This window comes from Massilia varians, from assembly GCF_027923905.1.
In the GTDB taxonomy this organism is placed as follows: domain Bacteria; phylum Pseudomonadota; class Gammaproteobacteria; order Burkholderiales; family Burkholderiaceae_D; genus Telluria; species Telluria varians_B.
Window position 1 is genome coordinate 2,872,060 of the sequence record NZ_AP026966.1, and the last position, 13,660, is coordinate 2,885,719.

The following is a 13,660-nucleotide window of genomic DNA, read 5'->3' on the forward strand; positions in this document are numbered from 1 at the left end:
ATGTACCCCTGGCAGGGAGCGGCGTGGACGCGGCTCCAGCAGATGCGCGCACGCCTGCCGCATGCCATCCTGTTCCACGGCCCGGCCGGCGTCGGCAAGGCCGACTTCATGGAGAGCTTCGCGCAGGCGCTCCTGTGCGAGAACGTGCGCCCGGACGGCCACGCCTGCGGCAGTTGCGCCTCCTGCGGCTGGTTCCTGCAGAACAACCATCCGGATTACCGCCGCGTGCGGCCGAAAGCCCTGGAAGACGAGCCCGCCGCCGAGGGCGACGATGGCGCCGAGCCAGCCGGCAAGGCCAAGTCAGGCAAGGCGCCCTCGAAAGAGATCAAGATCGAGCAGGTGCGCGCCCTGGCCGACTTCATGAACATCTCCACCCACCGGCAGGGCTTGCGCGTGGTGGTGCTGTATCCGGCCGAAAGCCTGAACATGCCGGCCTCGAACGCGCTGCTGAAGACCCTGGAAGAACCGCCGCCGGGCACCGTGTTCCTGCTCGCCTCGAACAGCCTCGACCGCCTGCTGCCGACCATCCTGTCGCGCTGCCGCAAGTTCGCGCTGCCGATGCCCTCCCACGAGGAAGCGCTGGCCTGGCTCAAGGAGCAGGGCGTGGCCGATGCCGACAGCTGGCTGTGCGAGCAGGGCGGGGCGCCGCTGGCCGCCCTGCTTGAAGCCGAGTCGGGCAGCCGCGAGGAGATGGACGCCTTGCTGCATTTCCTGGCCAATCCGGCCGTCGACGGCGCCCTGCGCGCGGCGGAAAAGCTGGCGAAGGCATCCTTGCCGGCCCTGGTGGCGTGGCAACAGCGCTGGCTCTATGATGTGTTCTCGGTAAAATTGTCGGGCAAGATACGCTACTATCCGCGCTACCAGCGCGAACTTGCGGCCTTGGCCGGCAGGGTGTCTACTGCCGGCCTGAACCGGGTGATCAAGGCCACCAACGAGCGCCGCGCGGTCGCCGACCACCCGCTGTCGGCAAAATTGTTTGTCGAAGATATGTTGCTTGAGTACACTTCGTGCTGCGCATGAAAGGATGCCGATGAACGCCCACCCCGCAGAGCAGCAGGCAAACCCGGCCCCGCAGCAGCCGCGGCCGTCCGTGCTGTCGCTGGCGATCAAGGAAAAAGCGGCGCTGTACGCGGCCTACATGCCCTTCCTGAAGAACGGCGGCATGTTCGTGCCGACCACCAAGCCCTACAAGATCGGCGACGAGATCTACCTGATCCTGTCGCTGATGGACGACCCCAACAAATACCCGATCGCCGGCAAGGTGGCCTGGATCACCCCGGCGGGCGCGAACAATAGCAAGGCGCAGGGTATCGGCGTACACTTCCCGTCGGACGAAGCCGGCCAGCGCGCCAAGCTGCGCATCGAAGAAATCCTCGGGGCGGCGCTGCGCTCGGCGCGCGCCACCCACACGCTCTAGTTCAGTTTTCCTAATCCTTGCTGGTTGTCGATCAGCTGCGCTTAACTTGTCTTCTTTCATGCCGTCCTACGTCCACCGCCTCGCCACCCGCGACGACCTGCCCGTCATCGTCGACATCTACAATTCGACCATCGCCTCGCGCGAAGTCACCGCCGACACCGACCCCATCACCGTGCAGTCGCGCGAACAATGGTTTTCCGACCATACGCCGGAGCGCCGTCCGCTGTGGGTGATCCATGCCGCCGACGATACGGCCGAGCAGCCGGAAGTGCTGGGCTGGCTGTCCTACTCAAATTTCTACGGCCGCCCGGCCTATTCGGGAACGGCCGAGGTGTCGATCTACATCGCCGAAGCGGCGCGCGGCAAGGGGATCGGGCGTTACTGCCTGGAGCTGGCGATGGCCTACGCGCCGAAGGTGAGCGTGCACACCCTGCTGGGCTTCATTTTCGGCCACAACGCGCCCAGCCTGGCCCTGTTCGGCAAGTACGGCTTCGAGAAGTGGGCGCATTTTCCGCGCGTGGCGAACCTCGATGGGATCGAGCGCGACCTGATCATCCTCGGCAAGCGGGTGGCCTGAGCCCGATTCGGACGCGTCCCGTCGGTGCGGGGCGCTGCTCTGCCCGATCGACTCCCTCCGGGTACAATACCGGGATGTTTATCGATTCCCACTGCCACATCAATTTCCCGGAGCTGGCTGCCCGGATGCCCGAGATCCTGGCCAAGATGGCCGAGAACAAGGTGACGCACGCCCTGTGCGTCTCGGTCGACCTGCCGGACTTCCCGCAAGTGCTGGCCCTGGCCGAGCAGCACCCGCACATCTTCGCCTCGGTCGGCGTCCATCCTGACTACGAAGACACGCCCGAGCCGAGCGTGCAGCAACTGGTCGAACTGGCGCAGCATCCGAAGATCGTCGCCATCGGTGAGACCGGCCTCGACTACTACCGCCTCGAGGGCGACCTCGAATGGCAGCGCGAGCGCTTCCGCACCCATATCCGCGCCTCGCGCGAAACGCGCAAGCCGCTGATCATCCATACCCGCTCTGCGTCAAGCGACACCATCCGCATCATGAAGGAAGAGGGCGCCGGTACCGATGCCGGCGGGGTGGCCGGGGTCATGCACTGCTTCACCGAATCGCTCGAGGTCGCCCAGGCTGCCATGGAGCAGGGCTTCTACATCTCCTTCTCGGGCATCGTCACCTTCAAGAGCGCGAAGGAGCTGCAGGAAGTGGCCAGGGCGGTGCCGCTCGAGCGCATGCTGATCGAGACCGATTCGCCCTACCTGGCCCCGGTGCCCTTCCGCGGCAAGATGAACGAGCCGGGCTATGTTGCCCACGTCGGCGAGTTCATCGCCAACCTCAAGGGGGTCTCCTTGCGCGATGTCGCGGCGCAGACCAGCGCGAATTTCTTCAACTTGTTCACGACTGCAAAGGCCTGAACCATGACCCGGACCCGCCGCGCCCTCTTCTGTAGCTGCCTGCTGGCGGCAGCACTGCACGGCGGCCTGGCCGCGGCGGCAACGCCCGAGCAGGTCGCCAGCTTCTTCCGCGCGGTCCAGGTCGACAATGCGGCCGCGGTCAGGGAGATGGCTGGCAAGACCGTCAACCCGAACGAGATCAATCCGGTGGGCGGCGAGCCGGCGCTGGTGCTGGCCGTGCGCGAGGGCGCGATGCAGGTGTTCCAGGCCTTGCTGGCCCATCCCGGCATCGATCTCGAAGCCCGGGCGATGAACGGCAACACGGCGCTGATGATGGCGGCCTTCAAGAACAACCTGCGCGCCGCCGAAGCCTTGCTGGCCAAGGGCGCGCAGGTCAATCGCCCTGGCTGGACCCCGCTGCACTACGCGGCCGCCGGCGGCGCTGAGGATATCGCGCGCCTGCTGATCGCCCGCAAGGCGAACCTGGATGCGCGCTCGCCGAGACAGAGCGGCGCTTATACGCCCCTGATGATGGCCGCCCGCGAAGCCCAGCCGGGCATGGTGCGGCTGCTGCTGGAGGCGGGCGCCGACCCGGCACTGAAGAACAGCGAAGGCTTGACGGCCGCCCAGATCGCCGAGCGCGCCGGCCAGGCCGGGATCGCGGCCACGATTTCCGGCTTCAAGCGCTAGTCATTTACATTTCCGCTAGGAACTAAGCGGTAAACACCCCGCAGCTCCGCGCATGCACGGCGCGCATCCTTGGCCATAATGCCTTCACGGACAATGACCATGAAGGAAGACGGACCGAGCATGTTGAACGAACGCGAAATCGAGAGCTGCTACCTGGGGCAGTTCATCCCAGTGCACTACCATCACAATATGCTGATGGACCAGAACCGGATGCACAGTTTCAAGTCGGCGATCCATTACGCCGTCAAGCCGGGCGCGAAAGTGCTGGAGCTGGGCGGCGGCACCGGCGTGCTGTCCTTCTTCGCTGCCCAGGCCGCCTCCAAGGTCTACTGCGTCGAATTCAACCCCGACATGGTGCGCGAGGCGCGCAAGTTCCTGGCGCTGAACCCGAATGGCCACAAGGTCGAGGTGATCCATGCCGACGCCTTCGACTACTTGCCGCCCGAGCCGGTCGACGTCGTGATCTGCGAAATGATCCATGTCGCCATGCTGCGCGAAAAGCAGGTTGAGGTGATCGAATCCTTCAAGCGCCGCTACCTGGCCAGGTTCGGCGGCCCGCTGCCGGTGTTCCTGCCGGAGGCGGTGATCATGGCGGCCCAGCCGATCGAGCAGGAATACGATTTCGAAGGCTTTCATGCGCCGATCGTGCAATTCCAGGAAACCGGCGTCGTCTATCCGGGCACCGTCGAGCTGGGCCAGCCGGCCGTGTACAGCCTGATCGATTTCAGCCAGCCGGTCGACAATGTGTTCGCCTGGGAAGGCGGGATCCCGATGGAGCGCAGCGGTACGCTCAATGCCATGCGCTTCATTACCAAGAACGTGCTGGCCATCGTGCAGGAAGAAGCAAGGACCATCGACTGGCTCAACCACTACATGACGCTGCCGCTGGCCCAGCCGCTGAGGGTCGAGGCGGGCGACCTGGTGCATGTCGCTTTTCAGTACCGGGCGGGCGGCTCGATTCCCTCGCTGCAGGCCTCGATCAGGACGCAGCTGGTGAATCAGCGCGTGAGCGAACAGCTAACGGCCTTCGCCTGATTCCTCCCCGCCGGCCGGCGCACGGCCGGCCGGCCACCCGCCCGGCGTTTTCTTCCATCTACCCCGCCTTTTGCCCCGTCTGTCGCAGAGCGCTTGTTCCTGCTTGCACGACAATCTACGCTTGTCCTGCCCGATCAAACCTGCCACCGGCAGGGATGACTTACCAAAGGAGCGAGAACAATGTTAGGTTTCCTGCTATGGTTGCTGCTGCTGTTCCTGTGCTGGCCCATTGCCCTGCTGGCCCTGGTGCTCTACCCGCTGGTCTGGCTGGTCTTGCTGCCATTCCGGCTGCTTGGCATCGGGGTCGAGGCCGTGTTCGAGCTGCTGCGCGCCATCGTCATGCTGCCGGCGCGGATCCTCGGCGCGTCCCCCGGCCGCTGAGCCGGGCCGCAGTGCGCGGCTGAGTGTGGGTCAATTAACAGACGACAGCGTTGCTATCTTCTACTGTGGAAGTGCCCGCTTTCATCGGGAAAGCGGGCTTTGACTTTGAGGAAACGACTATGCGCCTGGATATTTACCGCCGACCAGATACCGACGGCAAACTGTCTTACCTGGCAGTGCCGGAAGCACGCAATATCCCTGAAGAAGCCACCAACACCGACTGGGAAATCGAGGCTCGCGCCATCGAGGTCGCAGACGACGCCGACCAGCTGGAAGACTACGACATCGAGAATGTGGCCGGCCAGATCAGCGAAAAAGGGTATGCGATCACCTCGGTCCAGCACTGAGTAGCGTTTCTCCCGGGTCCGGCCGGTGCCGGACCACAGCATGCATCGGCGCGCCGGCGCCCCCCTACGGAGTTGCCGGCGTAACATAGTTTCCCAGAATTACGACTCCGCCGCCGACGGCCGCCTGGCTGTTGTGATATCCTGCGTCCCTCATCAAGGTAAGCCAGCAAGGACGGAGGTCGCAATGAAATGGGTCGTGGTCGGTTTTTATGTTCTGTCGATCCTGCACATCCACTTCCGTGGCCGTGTGCGCCTGCCTTTCCGCCGCCAGATCTTCGACCATTCGTCGTTCATGGCGCCGATTAACATTTTCATGCACAAGTTCTCGCGGGTCCCGAGCACGCCCTTCATCCCGGTGAGCGAGTTCCCGGAACTGGCGCGCCTGCAGGAAAACTGGCCGGTCATCCGCGCCGAGGCCGAGAACCTGCTGGCGCTCAAGAAGATCAAGGCGGCCGAGCAGAACGACGACGCCGGCTTCAATTCCTTCTTCAAGAACGGCTGGAAGCGCTTCTACCTGAAGTGGTACGACGCCAGCCACCCGTCGGCCGAGCGCCTGTGCCCGCAGACCTATGCGCTGCTGCAGTCGATTCCCTCGGTCAAGGCGGCCATGTTCGCCGAGCTGCCGCCGGGCGGCAAGCTGAACCCGCACCGCGATCCCTTCGCCGGCTCGATGCGCTACCACCTGGGCCTGGCCACGCCGAACGACGACCGCTGCTTCATCGAGGTCGACGGCGAACGCCACAGCTGGCGCGACGGCCAGGGCGTGGTCTTCGACGAAACCTACATCCACTGGGCCATCAACGGCAGCGAGAGCGACCGCATCATCCTGTTCTGCGACGTCGAGCGTCCGATGCGCTACCGCTGGATGGGAGCGTTCAACCGCTGGTTCGGCCGCACCGTCATGACCGCCGCCGCCTCGCCCAACGAAAGCGGCGACCAGGTCGGCCTGGTGAGCAAGCTGTTCCGCATCTCCTTCTACATGGGCCAGTACCGCCGCCGCCTCAAGGCGTGGAACAAGACGGCCTATAACATCGTCCGCGTGGGGCTGGTGGTCGCGCTGGCCGCCTTCATCTACTGGATCTGATCCGGCCGGCAGCCGGGCGCCTAGCGCGTGCCGCGAAAATCCCGTTCGCAGCAGAATAGGGTTTTTGTCAATCACCTCAGGGAGGAAGGCATGGCGAAAGTCCTGGTTCTGTATTACTCGACCTATGGTCACATCGAGCAGATGGCCAATGCGGTCGCCGAAGGCGCGCGCGCGGCCGGCGCCGCCGTGGACGTCAAGCGCGTCCCCGAGACCGTGCCGGAAGAGATCGCGAAGAATGCCCACTTCAAGCTGGAGCAGGCGGCCCCGATCGCGACCGTGGACGATCTGCCCGACTACGACGCCATCATCATCGGCGCGCCGACCCGCTACGGCCGCATGCCGGCGCAGATGGCGGCCTTCCTCGACCAGACCGGCGGCCTGTGGGCGCGCGGCGCCCTGAACGGCAAGGTCGGCGGCGCCTTTACCTCGACCGCCACCCAGCACGGCGGCCAGGAAACGACCCTGTTCTCGATCATCACCAACCTGCTGCACCTGGGGCTGACGGTGGTCGGCCTGCCGTACAGCTATGCGGGCCAGATGACGCTCGACGAGATCGTCGGCTGCAGTCCGTATGGCGCTTCCACCATCGCCGGCGGCAAGGGCGAGCGCCAGCCGAGCGAACTCGAACTGGGCGGCGCCCGCCACCAGGGCGAGCTGATCGCCCGCACCGCCGCCAAGCTGTTCGGCTAAAAGGGCGAAAAGCGGCCCCGCTTCGGCGGGCCGCCGCGGTTTTTGCTATCGTTGGCAGTCCTGCAACCGAATGGACGACCATCATGACCGACCTCAGCGCTTTCGGCATCACCGCCAAGTGGCCCGCGCAGCACCCCGACCGCATCCAGCTGTACTCGCTGCCCACGCCGAACGGCGTGAAGGCATCGATCATGCTCGAGGAAACCGGGCTGCCCTACGAGCCGCACAAGCTCAGTTTCGACACCGACGACCAGTTGTCGCCGGCCTTCCTTTCGCTCAACCCCAACAACAAGATTCCGGCCATCATCGATCCGAACGGGCCGGGCGGCAAGCCGCTGCCCCTGTTCGAATCCGGCGCGATCCTGCTCTATCTGGCCGAGAAGAGCGGCCGCTTCCTGCCGAGCGATCCGGCGCAGCGCTATGCGGCCATCCAGTGGCTGATGTTCCAGATGGGCGGGATCGGACCGATGTTCGGCCAGCTGGGCTTCTTCCACAAGTTCGCCGGCAAGGACTATGAGGACAAGCGCCCGCGCGACCGCTACGTCAAGGAATCGAAGCGGCTGCTGGGCGTGCTCGAGGGCCAGCTGGCGAAGCACCGCTGGGTGGCGGGCGAGGAGTACACGATCGCCGACATCGCCATCTTCCCATGGGTGAACAACCTGGTCGGCTTCTACGATGCCGGCGAGCTGGTGGGCATCCAGGACTTTCCGCGCGTGACGGCGGCGGTGGAGGCCTTCCGCGCCCGTCCCGCCGTGGCCGCGGGCCTGAAGATTCCGGGCTGAGCGGGGCTCAGGCGCCGCGCCGGCGGCGCAGTCCGGCCATCGCGGCCAGCGCCAGGGCGAACAGCCACAGGCTGCCGGGTTCCGGCACTTCCGCCGGCGCCGCCGGCACGACGGTCTGCGGCGGCAGCGGCTCCGGCTTGGGCTGCCCGGGCGCCGGTTCCGGGGCGGGCTGGGAGGGTGGCGCCGGTCCGGGGCGAGGCGGTTGCGGCTCCGTCACGGGGCCGGGCGCGGGATCGACGCCGGGCCCAGGCGTGGGCAGGGGCGATTCGCCACCGGGAAGCGGCGTAGGCGCAGGCGCGGCGCCGGGCGCCGGACCCGTGACCGGGCCGGTGTCAGCCGGACCTTCGCCCGGCGGGCTGCCGCCTGGCGAAGGCGAGCTCGACTCGCCGCCGCTGGCTCCCGTCCCCGCAGCCGGGTCAGGCTCCGGCGCAGCGGGCTCGCTGACCGGGCTGTTATCCGTGCCGCCCACGAAGCCCAGCAGGTTCACCGTCGAGACCGGGCCCATGTTCCTGATGTCGAACCCGGTGTCGGCAAGGAGGGGGGCGGTGGCCGTCCTGGCGGCGCTGCGGGCGGCGCTGGCTTGCTGTACCGGCGCACCCGGCGCGAAATGATGCTGCATGCTGCTCGCGGCGTGTATCGTCTCGGGCAGGCCGCTCGACACCAACGCGTACTGCTCACCTTCGGCCAGCTCGATCGGCTGGTCGAGTTCTTCCATGGCGGGCCGGTGGGCTTCCACCGGGTACTGGGGCAGGTCGGAAATGCGGTTGGCGCAGCGCGCCCGCATCTCGTTGCGGCCGTCGTTGAGCAGGGTCTCGCCCGGGCTCAGCATGACCTTGTGGGCGGTCCAGTACACCTTGTCGCCCTTGCGGTAGGACACGTGCACCGCGCGCGGCTTGTCCACCACGGTGGGGCGCGCCTTGGCGGCGTCGAAGCTGGCGTAGTGCGCGGCCACCACCCGATCGGTGCGGATGACGCGCTGCAGCTCGGCCTGGTCGGCGACGCCGCCGGGCACCACCGAGTACGGATAGATGCGGCGCACGCCGCGCTGGACCGGTTCCGTGCTGCCCGGCGCCGCGTTCAGGGCCAGCGTCGCGGTGTACGCCGCCGGGACGTTGGCCGCGATCGGCTCAGGCTCCCATGTGAAGATGCTGACGACAATCGCGCCTAGCAGGGCGGCCCCGCCTGCGAGCGCGACGCGCGTGTGCCGGCGTGTGCGCAGCAGCGATCGACGGCTAGAGGGGTAGCTACGGTCCATGGCAAATAAATATTGAACAAGTAGGAGAGTTCCTACAGCGTAGATCATTTATTGTAATTAAGCTAGGTTTCCTTCGTGAAAACTGATGACGATGTTGTAATTAGTGCGCTTGCATAGGTCGGGCGTGGCCGGATCGACGCGCAACCCTACGTGTTTCCACGTAGCGTGCACCCCGTGTTGACGGGCTTTGGATAGGATAAACTGCAGACTCAATACCAATTCATCAACAAAGGATGGAGACTATGCGACAATTTTTCGGCACCGCTGGAGGGGCCACTTTCAAGCTGGCATGTCTAGTGGCGGCATCGGCGATTTCTTTCAGCGCGCTGGCGCAGAACTGGCCCAGTTCGACCGTGACGGTGGTGGTGCCATGGCCGCCGGGCGGTCCCTCGGACATCGCGGCGCGCCCGCTGGCCAAGGGCCTGACGCAGGGGCTGGGGCAATCCTTCGTGATCGACAACCGCGCCGGCGGCGGCGGCAACATCGGCTCGGCGGCGGTCACCCGCGCCAAGCCGGACGGCTCGACCCTCCTGATCACCTCGAGCGCACCGATCGTGATCAACCCGAGCCTGTACAAGAACATGAGCTTCGACCCGCTGAAGGACCTGGCGCCGGTCACCAACCTGCTGCGCGTGCCGCTGGTGCTGGTCGCCGGTCCGGGGGTGCCGGCCAAGAACCTGAAGGAGCTGATGGCCTTCATCCAGTCGAAGAAGGGCCAGTTCTCGTATGGCTCCTCGGGCAACGGCACGCCTCAGCACCTGACCAGCGAACTGTTCGCCAGCGTGGCCAAGCTGCAGATGACCCACGTGCCATATAAAGGTTCGGCGCCGGCCATTTCCGACCTGCTGGGCGGCCACATCCCGATGATGTTCGACAGCACCATCGCCATCATGCCGCATATCAAGAGCGGCAAGGTCAAGCCGATCGCGATCTCGAGCGCCAAGCGCTCGCCGCTGCTGCCGGACGTGCCGACCTTCGCCGAAGCCGGCCTGCCGCAGATCGAGTCCTACGCCTGGTACGGCATGTTCGCCCCGGCCAAGACGCCGGCGAACGTGGTCGCCAAGATCAATGCGGAGGCAATCAAGGTCATGAAGGGGCCGGAGTTCCAGAAGGTGCTGGCCGATACCGGTTCCGACTTCGTGGGCGACACCCCGGCGAACTTCGGCAAGTTCGTGCAGGCCGAGCATGCGCGCTGGAGCAAGGTTGTGAAGGACAGCGGCGCGACGGTGGACTGATCGCCGTGCTCCCGCAAAAAAAACGCCGCCTCGGGCAACCGGGCGGCGTTTTTTACCATTTGGTCAAATTCTTCAGGCGCGCGGACGCTGCTTGTGGAAGACCAGCGGGCTGTACGGCACGGCCGAGGGCGGCGGCTGCTTGAGGATGTTGTCCTTCATCGCGCCCACGACGTGCATCTCGCAGGGCTTGCAGTCGAAACGCAGGGTGTAGCGCTCGTTGCCGCTCACCAGGGTCATCGGCTCGGCCTTGACCTGGCCCTGCACGCCCTGCACACCCTTGGCCTGCTTGGGGCACAGGTTGAACGAGAAGCGCAGGCAGTGCTTGGTGATCATCAGCGACACCTCGCCCGGCTCCTCGTGGGACTCGTAGGCGGCGTCGATCAGCTGCACGCCGTGCTTGTGGTAAAAGGCGCGCGCCTTGTCGTTGTAGACGTTGGCCAGATAGCTGAGCTGCTGGTCCGGGTACAGCGCCGGCGGCTCTGCTTTGGCCTTGCGCTGCGGGCGCTCCCAGCTTGCCAGGCGCGCCGCTTCATGGGCGGCGACCGCGTCGCGGCGCAGCGCGTTGATCGTGCTGGAGGCCACGAACCAGGGCTGCGACAGACGCAGCTCCACCGCGCCGGCCTCGAACATGGTGTTGCCGAGCTTGGCGATGGCGGTGCGCAGCGCGCTTTCGGCCTGGGCCGCCTGCTGGGCCGGCTGCAGGGCGATCGCGGCATCGGTCGAGGTCTCGATGCCGTCCTCGTCGCGGATGCTCAAGCGCAGGCCGCCGGGCTGTTCGGCCAGCACCAGATCCACGCGCAGCTTGCGCTCGGACGACTTCTTCGACAGCGCCGACTCCCAGTGGTGGTCGCGGTTGCGGTGCACGATGGTGCCGACCTTCAGGCCGGCCAGGCTCTTGACCACCTCGTTCGGGTAGACGCGCCAACGCTGGCCATCCTCGTCCTCGCCCAGCTTCTCGGCCGTGTTGGCCTGGATGCCGACCGTCTCGCGCTTGTTCATGTAGTTCAGGCCGTCGCCATTGGCCATCGGCGCATCCGTGGCCAGGTCGATGAAGTCCGGGCCGATGCGGGTGACCGTGCCCAGCTCGACGCCGATGTACTTGGGCGAATCGAAGGCGCCGATGTCGTCCTGGCGGCCGAGCGCGAAGTAGTCGGTGTGGCCGCGGTGGAAGTTCTTGTCCACGTCCGGGGTGAACAGCACGCGGGTGTTGCCGCTGGAGGCGCGCGCGTATTCCGGGCGGCGCTCGAGCAGCTCGTCGAGCAGCAGGCGGTAGTGGGCGGTGATGTTCTTGACGTAGCCCATGTCCTTGTAGCGGCCCTCGATCTTGAACGAGCGGATGCCGGCGTCGACCAGGGCTTCCAGGTTGCGGCTCTGGTCGTTGTCCTTCATCGACAGCAGGTGCTTTTCATAGGCGACCACGCGGCCCTGGCCGTCGCTCAGGGTGTAGGGCAGGCGGCAGGCCTGCGAGCAGTCGCCGCGGTTGGCGCTGCGGCCGGTGTCGGCGTGCGAGATGTAGCACTGGCCCGAGAAGGCCACGCACAGGGCGCCGTGCACGAAGTATTCGAGCGGGGTATCGACTTGCGCCTTGATTTTCCGGATCTGCTCGACGGTCAGTTCGCGCGCCAGCACCAGCTGCGAGAAGCCGACCTCGCCCAGGAACTTCGCCTTCTCCACCGTGCGGATGTCGCACTGGGTCGACGCGTGCAGCTGGATCGGCGGCAGGTCCATCTCCAGCAGGCCCATGTCCTGGATGATCAGGGCGTCGACGCCGGCCTCGTACAGCTGCCAGATCTGCTGGCGGGCCAGCTCGAGTTCGCTGTCGTGCATGATCGTGTTCATGGTCACGAAGATGCGGGCGCGGTAGCGGTGGGCGAATTCGGTCAGGGCGGCAATGTCCTCCAGCGGATTGCTGGCATTGTGGCGCGCGCCGAAGGCGGGGCCGCCGATGTACACCGCGTCGGCGCCGTGGAGGATCGCCTCGCGGCCGATCTCGGCGGTTTTGGCGGGCGACAGCAGTTCAAGCTGGTGGTCGAGCAGTGACATGGCGGGAATCCTTGATGCGAAGGGCGAAATTATAGCCAAATCAAGGCGTTAAGTCATTCTCGGGTCGCAGATTCAGGCCTCGGATGCGACTTCGGGGGCGAGCGTCGCCAGATCGCGACGCTGCCGGGCCGCTCAAGGATCACCAATCCGGGCAAACAACGAAGGGTAGTGCCGCACCAGGCCGGCGGCATCGAGCTCCAGTTCCGCCTGGAATTCGCCGATCGGCCCTTCGTACAGGTAGCGCTGGCCGGCCAGCCTGGTGTAGGCCTGTTCCATGCGCCGCGGTATCAAAGCCGGCACCGGGATGTAGACGACCGCGATGCGGGTGCGTTGGCGCAGCGCGCCGCCGAGCCGCCGTATCGGCAGCGTATTGGCAAAAGGTGTGGCGGCGATGTCGACGTCGATGCAGCCGGCAAGCTGGGGCTGGGCGACGCCGTCGCCGTCGCACCAGCGGCCGCTGCCGTCGCTGGTGAGCACCAAGGAGGCGCCGCCGGCGGCGTGCACCTCGACCGAGCGCACCCGCCAGGCGGCATCGCAACAGATCCGGTAGCTGCAGCCGAAGGGCCCGTCGCCGCGATCGCCGACCACGACCCCGTCGGCGACGATCACCTCGTCCCGGTAATCGAGATGCAGGTGTTCCAGCCCGATGCCGTCGAGCGGCTGCCAGCGGTATGCTTGTCCCATGACCCCTCCCGATCCAGCAGCTACCGGTAGCACGGTGCCGGGACGGCTGCAGGCGTTCGGGAAGCGAGGGTTCAGTCGTTCCTGGGATAACGGCGCCGTTCGCCCTTGCGGCGGCGCTCGGGCTGGTCGTAGGCGCGCAGCAGGATGTCGCGCGGGATGTGGCAGTTGTCGAGGTAGTCGAGGGCGAAGCGCAGGCCCCGGGTTTCCGCCAGGAAGAAGGCGTACTCGGCAGTTACTGCGGTGTCGTCGTCTCGTCGTCGTTGCGGCATGATGTGCTCTCTGCGGGAATGGCGGCACCCATGCCACGCGAACCCGCTTTGTCCTGTCGGCGGAGAACGCGTTCCCCGCCTGGCCGGTACCCCCGATAACGTACCGGCTTGTTGTCAATAGTATATGCCTTGCCGGCCCGCACACGGGCAATTGTGTTAGCGCTTGTTACAATGGAACGACTGTCATGCATACCGCGTTGACATGAAGACCGCAGCGACACACTATTCGCCTCTTTCCGCATCGGCTTCAGGCTGAATTCTCCATGTTCCTGCGCCACACCCTGTTGTTGCTCCCGCTCGCCTGCGTGTCCCTGCCATCACTGGCCGACATTTCG

At 65.9% G+C, this 13,660-nt stretch carries 16 protein-coding genes; 12 read left to right on the plus strand and 4 right to left on the minus strand.

Annotation, left to right across the window (positions count from 1 at the left end):
* The 11 genes from MasN3_RS13005 (at position 1) to MasN3_RS13055 (ending at position 7,839) form a co-directional block, all read left to right on the plus strand.
* On the plus strand, positions 1–1,020 hold the full coding sequence (locus MasN3_RS13005) for a DNA polymerase III subunit delta' (protein ID WP_370662363.1): 1,020 nt from the start codon (positions 1–3) through the stop codon (positions 1,018–1,020).
* Between the two features lie 4 nt (positions 1,021–1,024).
* Positions 1,025–1,417 (plus strand): PilZ domain-containing protein, encoded by a 393-nt coding sequence (locus MasN3_RS13010; protein WP_370662283.1) that lies wholly within the window; start codon positions 1,025–1,027, stop codon positions 1,415–1,417.
* Between the two features lie 58 nt (positions 1,418–1,475).
* Positions 1,476–1,994 carry a GNAT family N-acetyltransferase gene (locus MasN3_RS13015; RefSeq protein WP_281914503.1) on the plus strand — a complete coding sequence of 173 codons (519 nt, stop codon included), beginning with the start codon at positions 1,476–1,478 and terminating at the stop codon, positions 1,992–1,994.
* Between the two features lie 74 nt (positions 1,995–2,068).
* Positions 2,069–2,851, plus strand: coding sequence for a TatD family hydrolase (locus MasN3_RS13020; protein ID WP_281907591.1), 783 nt, complete (start codon positions 2,069–2,071; stop codon positions 2,849–2,851).
* Positions 2,852–2,854: 3 nt separating this feature from the next.
* Positions 2,855–3,520, plus strand: a complete 666-nt coding sequence (locus tag MasN3_RS13025; protein ID WP_281907593.1) for an ankyrin repeat domain-containing protein — start codon at positions 2,855–2,857, stop codon at positions 3,518–3,520.
* Between the two features lie 120 nt (positions 3,521–3,640).
* Entirely contained in the window at positions 3,641–4,555 is a 915-nt protein-coding gene (locus tag MasN3_RS13030; protein ID WP_281907595.1) for a methyltransferase domain-containing protein, read from the plus strand.
* Between the two features lie 180 nt (positions 4,556–4,735).
* Positions 4,736–4,936: a hypothetical protein gene (locus tag MasN3_RS13035; RefSeq protein WP_036206230.1), complete on the plus strand. Its 201-nt coding sequence runs from the start codon at positions 4,736–4,738 to the stop codon at positions 4,934–4,936.
* Positions 4,937–5,055: 119 nt separating this feature from the next.
* Positions 5,056–5,283, plus strand: a complete 228-nt coding sequence (locus MasN3_RS13040) for a DUF6139 family protein (protein WP_281907600.1) — start codon at positions 5,056–5,058, stop codon at positions 5,281–5,283.
* A 184-nt stretch (positions 5,284–5,467) separates the two neighbouring features.
* Complete coding sequence (lpxO, locus tag MasN3_RS13045; RefSeq protein WP_281907601.1) at positions 5,468–6,367, plus strand: lipid A hydroxylase LpxO; 900 nt, start codon at positions 5,468–5,470, stop codon at positions 6,365–6,367.
* 90 nt (positions 6,368–6,457) lie between these two features.
* Entirely contained in the window at positions 6,458–7,057 is a 600-nt protein-coding gene (gene wrbA, locus MasN3_RS13050; RefSeq protein WP_281907602.1) for an NAD(P)H:quinone oxidoreductase, read from the plus strand.
* Between the two features lie 83 nt (positions 7,058–7,140).
* The gene (locus MasN3_RS13055) at positions 7,141–7,839 is read left to right on the plus strand and encodes a glutathione binding-like protein (protein WP_281907605.1); all 699 of its coding nucleotides are present in this window, start codon (positions 7,141–7,143) and stop codon (positions 7,837–7,839) included.
* 7 nt (positions 7,840–7,846) lie between these two features.
* Here MasN3_RS13055 and MasN3_RS13060 read toward each other — a convergent pair whose 3' ends face one another.
* Positions 7,847–9,094, minus strand: coding sequence for a PEP-CTERM sorting domain-containing protein (locus MasN3_RS13060; RefSeq protein WP_281907607.1), 1,248 nt, complete (start codon positions 9,092–9,094; stop codon positions 7,847–7,849).
* Between the two features lie 242 nt (positions 9,095–9,336).
* Between MasN3_RS13060 and MasN3_RS13065 the strand changes: the two genes are divergently transcribed.
* Positions 9,337–10,329 carry a Bug family tripartite tricarboxylate transporter substrate binding protein gene (locus tag MasN3_RS13065; protein ID WP_281907608.1) on the plus strand — a complete coding sequence of 331 codons (993 nt, stop codon included), beginning with the start codon at positions 9,337–9,339 and terminating at the stop codon, positions 10,327–10,329.
* Between the two features lie 72 nt (positions 10,330–10,401).
* On the opposite strand, the gene MasN3_RS13070 is transcribed toward MasN3_RS13065, so the two are convergent.
* The 3 genes from MasN3_RS13070 to MasN3_RS13080 all read right to left on the minus strand — a co-directional run bounded on the left by MasN3_RS13070 (position 10,402) and on the right by MasN3_RS13080 (position 13,325).
* On the minus strand, positions 10,402–12,372 hold the full coding sequence (locus tag MasN3_RS13070) for a peptidase U32 family protein (RefSeq protein WP_281907610.1): 1,971 nt from the start codon (positions 12,370–12,372) through the stop codon (positions 10,402–10,404).
* 132 nt (positions 12,373–12,504) lie between these two features.
* On the minus strand, positions 12,505–13,056 hold the full coding sequence (locus tag MasN3_RS13075; RefSeq protein ID WP_281907612.1) for a putative glycolipid-binding domain-containing protein: 552 nt from the start codon (positions 13,054–13,056) through the stop codon (positions 12,505–12,507).
* A gap of 71 nt (positions 13,057–13,127) precedes the next feature.
* Complete coding sequence (locus MasN3_RS13080) at positions 13,128–13,325, minus strand: hypothetical protein (RefSeq protein ID WP_281907613.1); 198 nt, start codon at positions 13,323–13,325, stop codon at positions 13,128–13,130.
* Positions 13,326–13,660 lie beyond the last annotated feature (335 nt).

Excerpts from the sequence above, each read along its gene's own strand:
- MasN3_RS13005 (WP_370662363.1), top strand. The coding sequence starts at position 1 with ATGTACCCCTGGCAGGGAGCGGCGTGGACGCGGCTCCAGCAGATGCGC.
- MasN3_RS13010 (WP_370662283.1), top strand. The coding sequence starts at position 1,025 with ATGCCGATGAACGCCCACCCCGCAGAGCAGCAGGCAAACCCGGCCCCG.
- MasN3_RS13015 (WP_281914503.1), top strand. The coding sequence starts at position 1,476 with ATGCCGTCCTACGTCCACCGCCTCGCCACCCGCGACGACCTGCCCGTC.
- MasN3_RS13020 (WP_281907591.1), top strand. The coding sequence starts at position 2,069 with ATGTTTATCGATTCCCACTGCCACATCAATTTCCCGGAGCTGGCTGCC.
- MasN3_RS13025 (WP_281907593.1), top strand. The coding sequence starts at position 2,855 with ATGACCCGGACCCGCCGCGCCCTCTTCTGTAGCTGCCTGCTGGCGGCA.
- MasN3_RS13030 (WP_281907595.1), top strand. The coding sequence starts at position 3,641 with ATGTTGAACGAACGCGAAATCGAGAGCTGCTACCTGGGGCAGTTCATC.
- MasN3_RS13035 (WP_036206230.1), top strand. The coding sequence starts at position 4,736 with ATGTTAGGTTTCCTGCTATGGTTGCTGCTGCTGTTCCTGTGCTGGCCC.
- MasN3_RS13040 (WP_281907600.1), top strand. The coding sequence starts at position 5,056 with ATGCGCCTGGATATTTACCGCCGACCAGATACCGACGGCAAACTGTCT.
- lpxO (WP_281907601.1), top strand. The coding sequence starts at position 5,468 with ATGAAATGGGTCGTGGTCGGTTTTTATGTTCTGTCGATCCTGCACATC.
- wrbA (WP_281907602.1), top strand. The coding sequence starts at position 6,458 with ATGGCGAAAGTCCTGGTTCTGTATTACTCGACCTATGGTCACATCGAG.
- MasN3_RS13055 (WP_281907605.1), top strand. The coding sequence starts at position 7,141 with ATGACCGACCTCAGCGCTTTCGGCATCACCGCCAAGTGGCCCGCGCAG.
- MasN3_RS13060 (WP_281907607.1), bottom strand. The coding sequence starts at position 9,094 with ATGGACCGTAGCTACCCCTCTAGCCGTCGATCGCTGCTGCGCACACGC.
- MasN3_RS13065 (WP_281907608.1), top strand. The coding sequence starts at position 9,337 with ATGCGACAATTTTTCGGCACCGCTGGAGGGGCCACTTTCAAGCTGGCA.
- MasN3_RS13070 (WP_281907610.1), bottom strand. The coding sequence starts at position 12,372 with ATGTCACTGCTCGACCACCAGCTTGAACTGCTGTCGCCCGCCAAAACC.
- MasN3_RS13075 (WP_281907612.1), bottom strand. The coding sequence starts at position 13,056 with ATGGGACAAGCATACCGCTGGCAGCCGCTCGACGGCATCGGGCTGGAA.
- MasN3_RS13080 (WP_281907613.1), bottom strand. The coding sequence starts at position 13,325 with ATGCCGCAACGACGACGAGACGACGACACCGCAGTAACTGCCGAGTAC.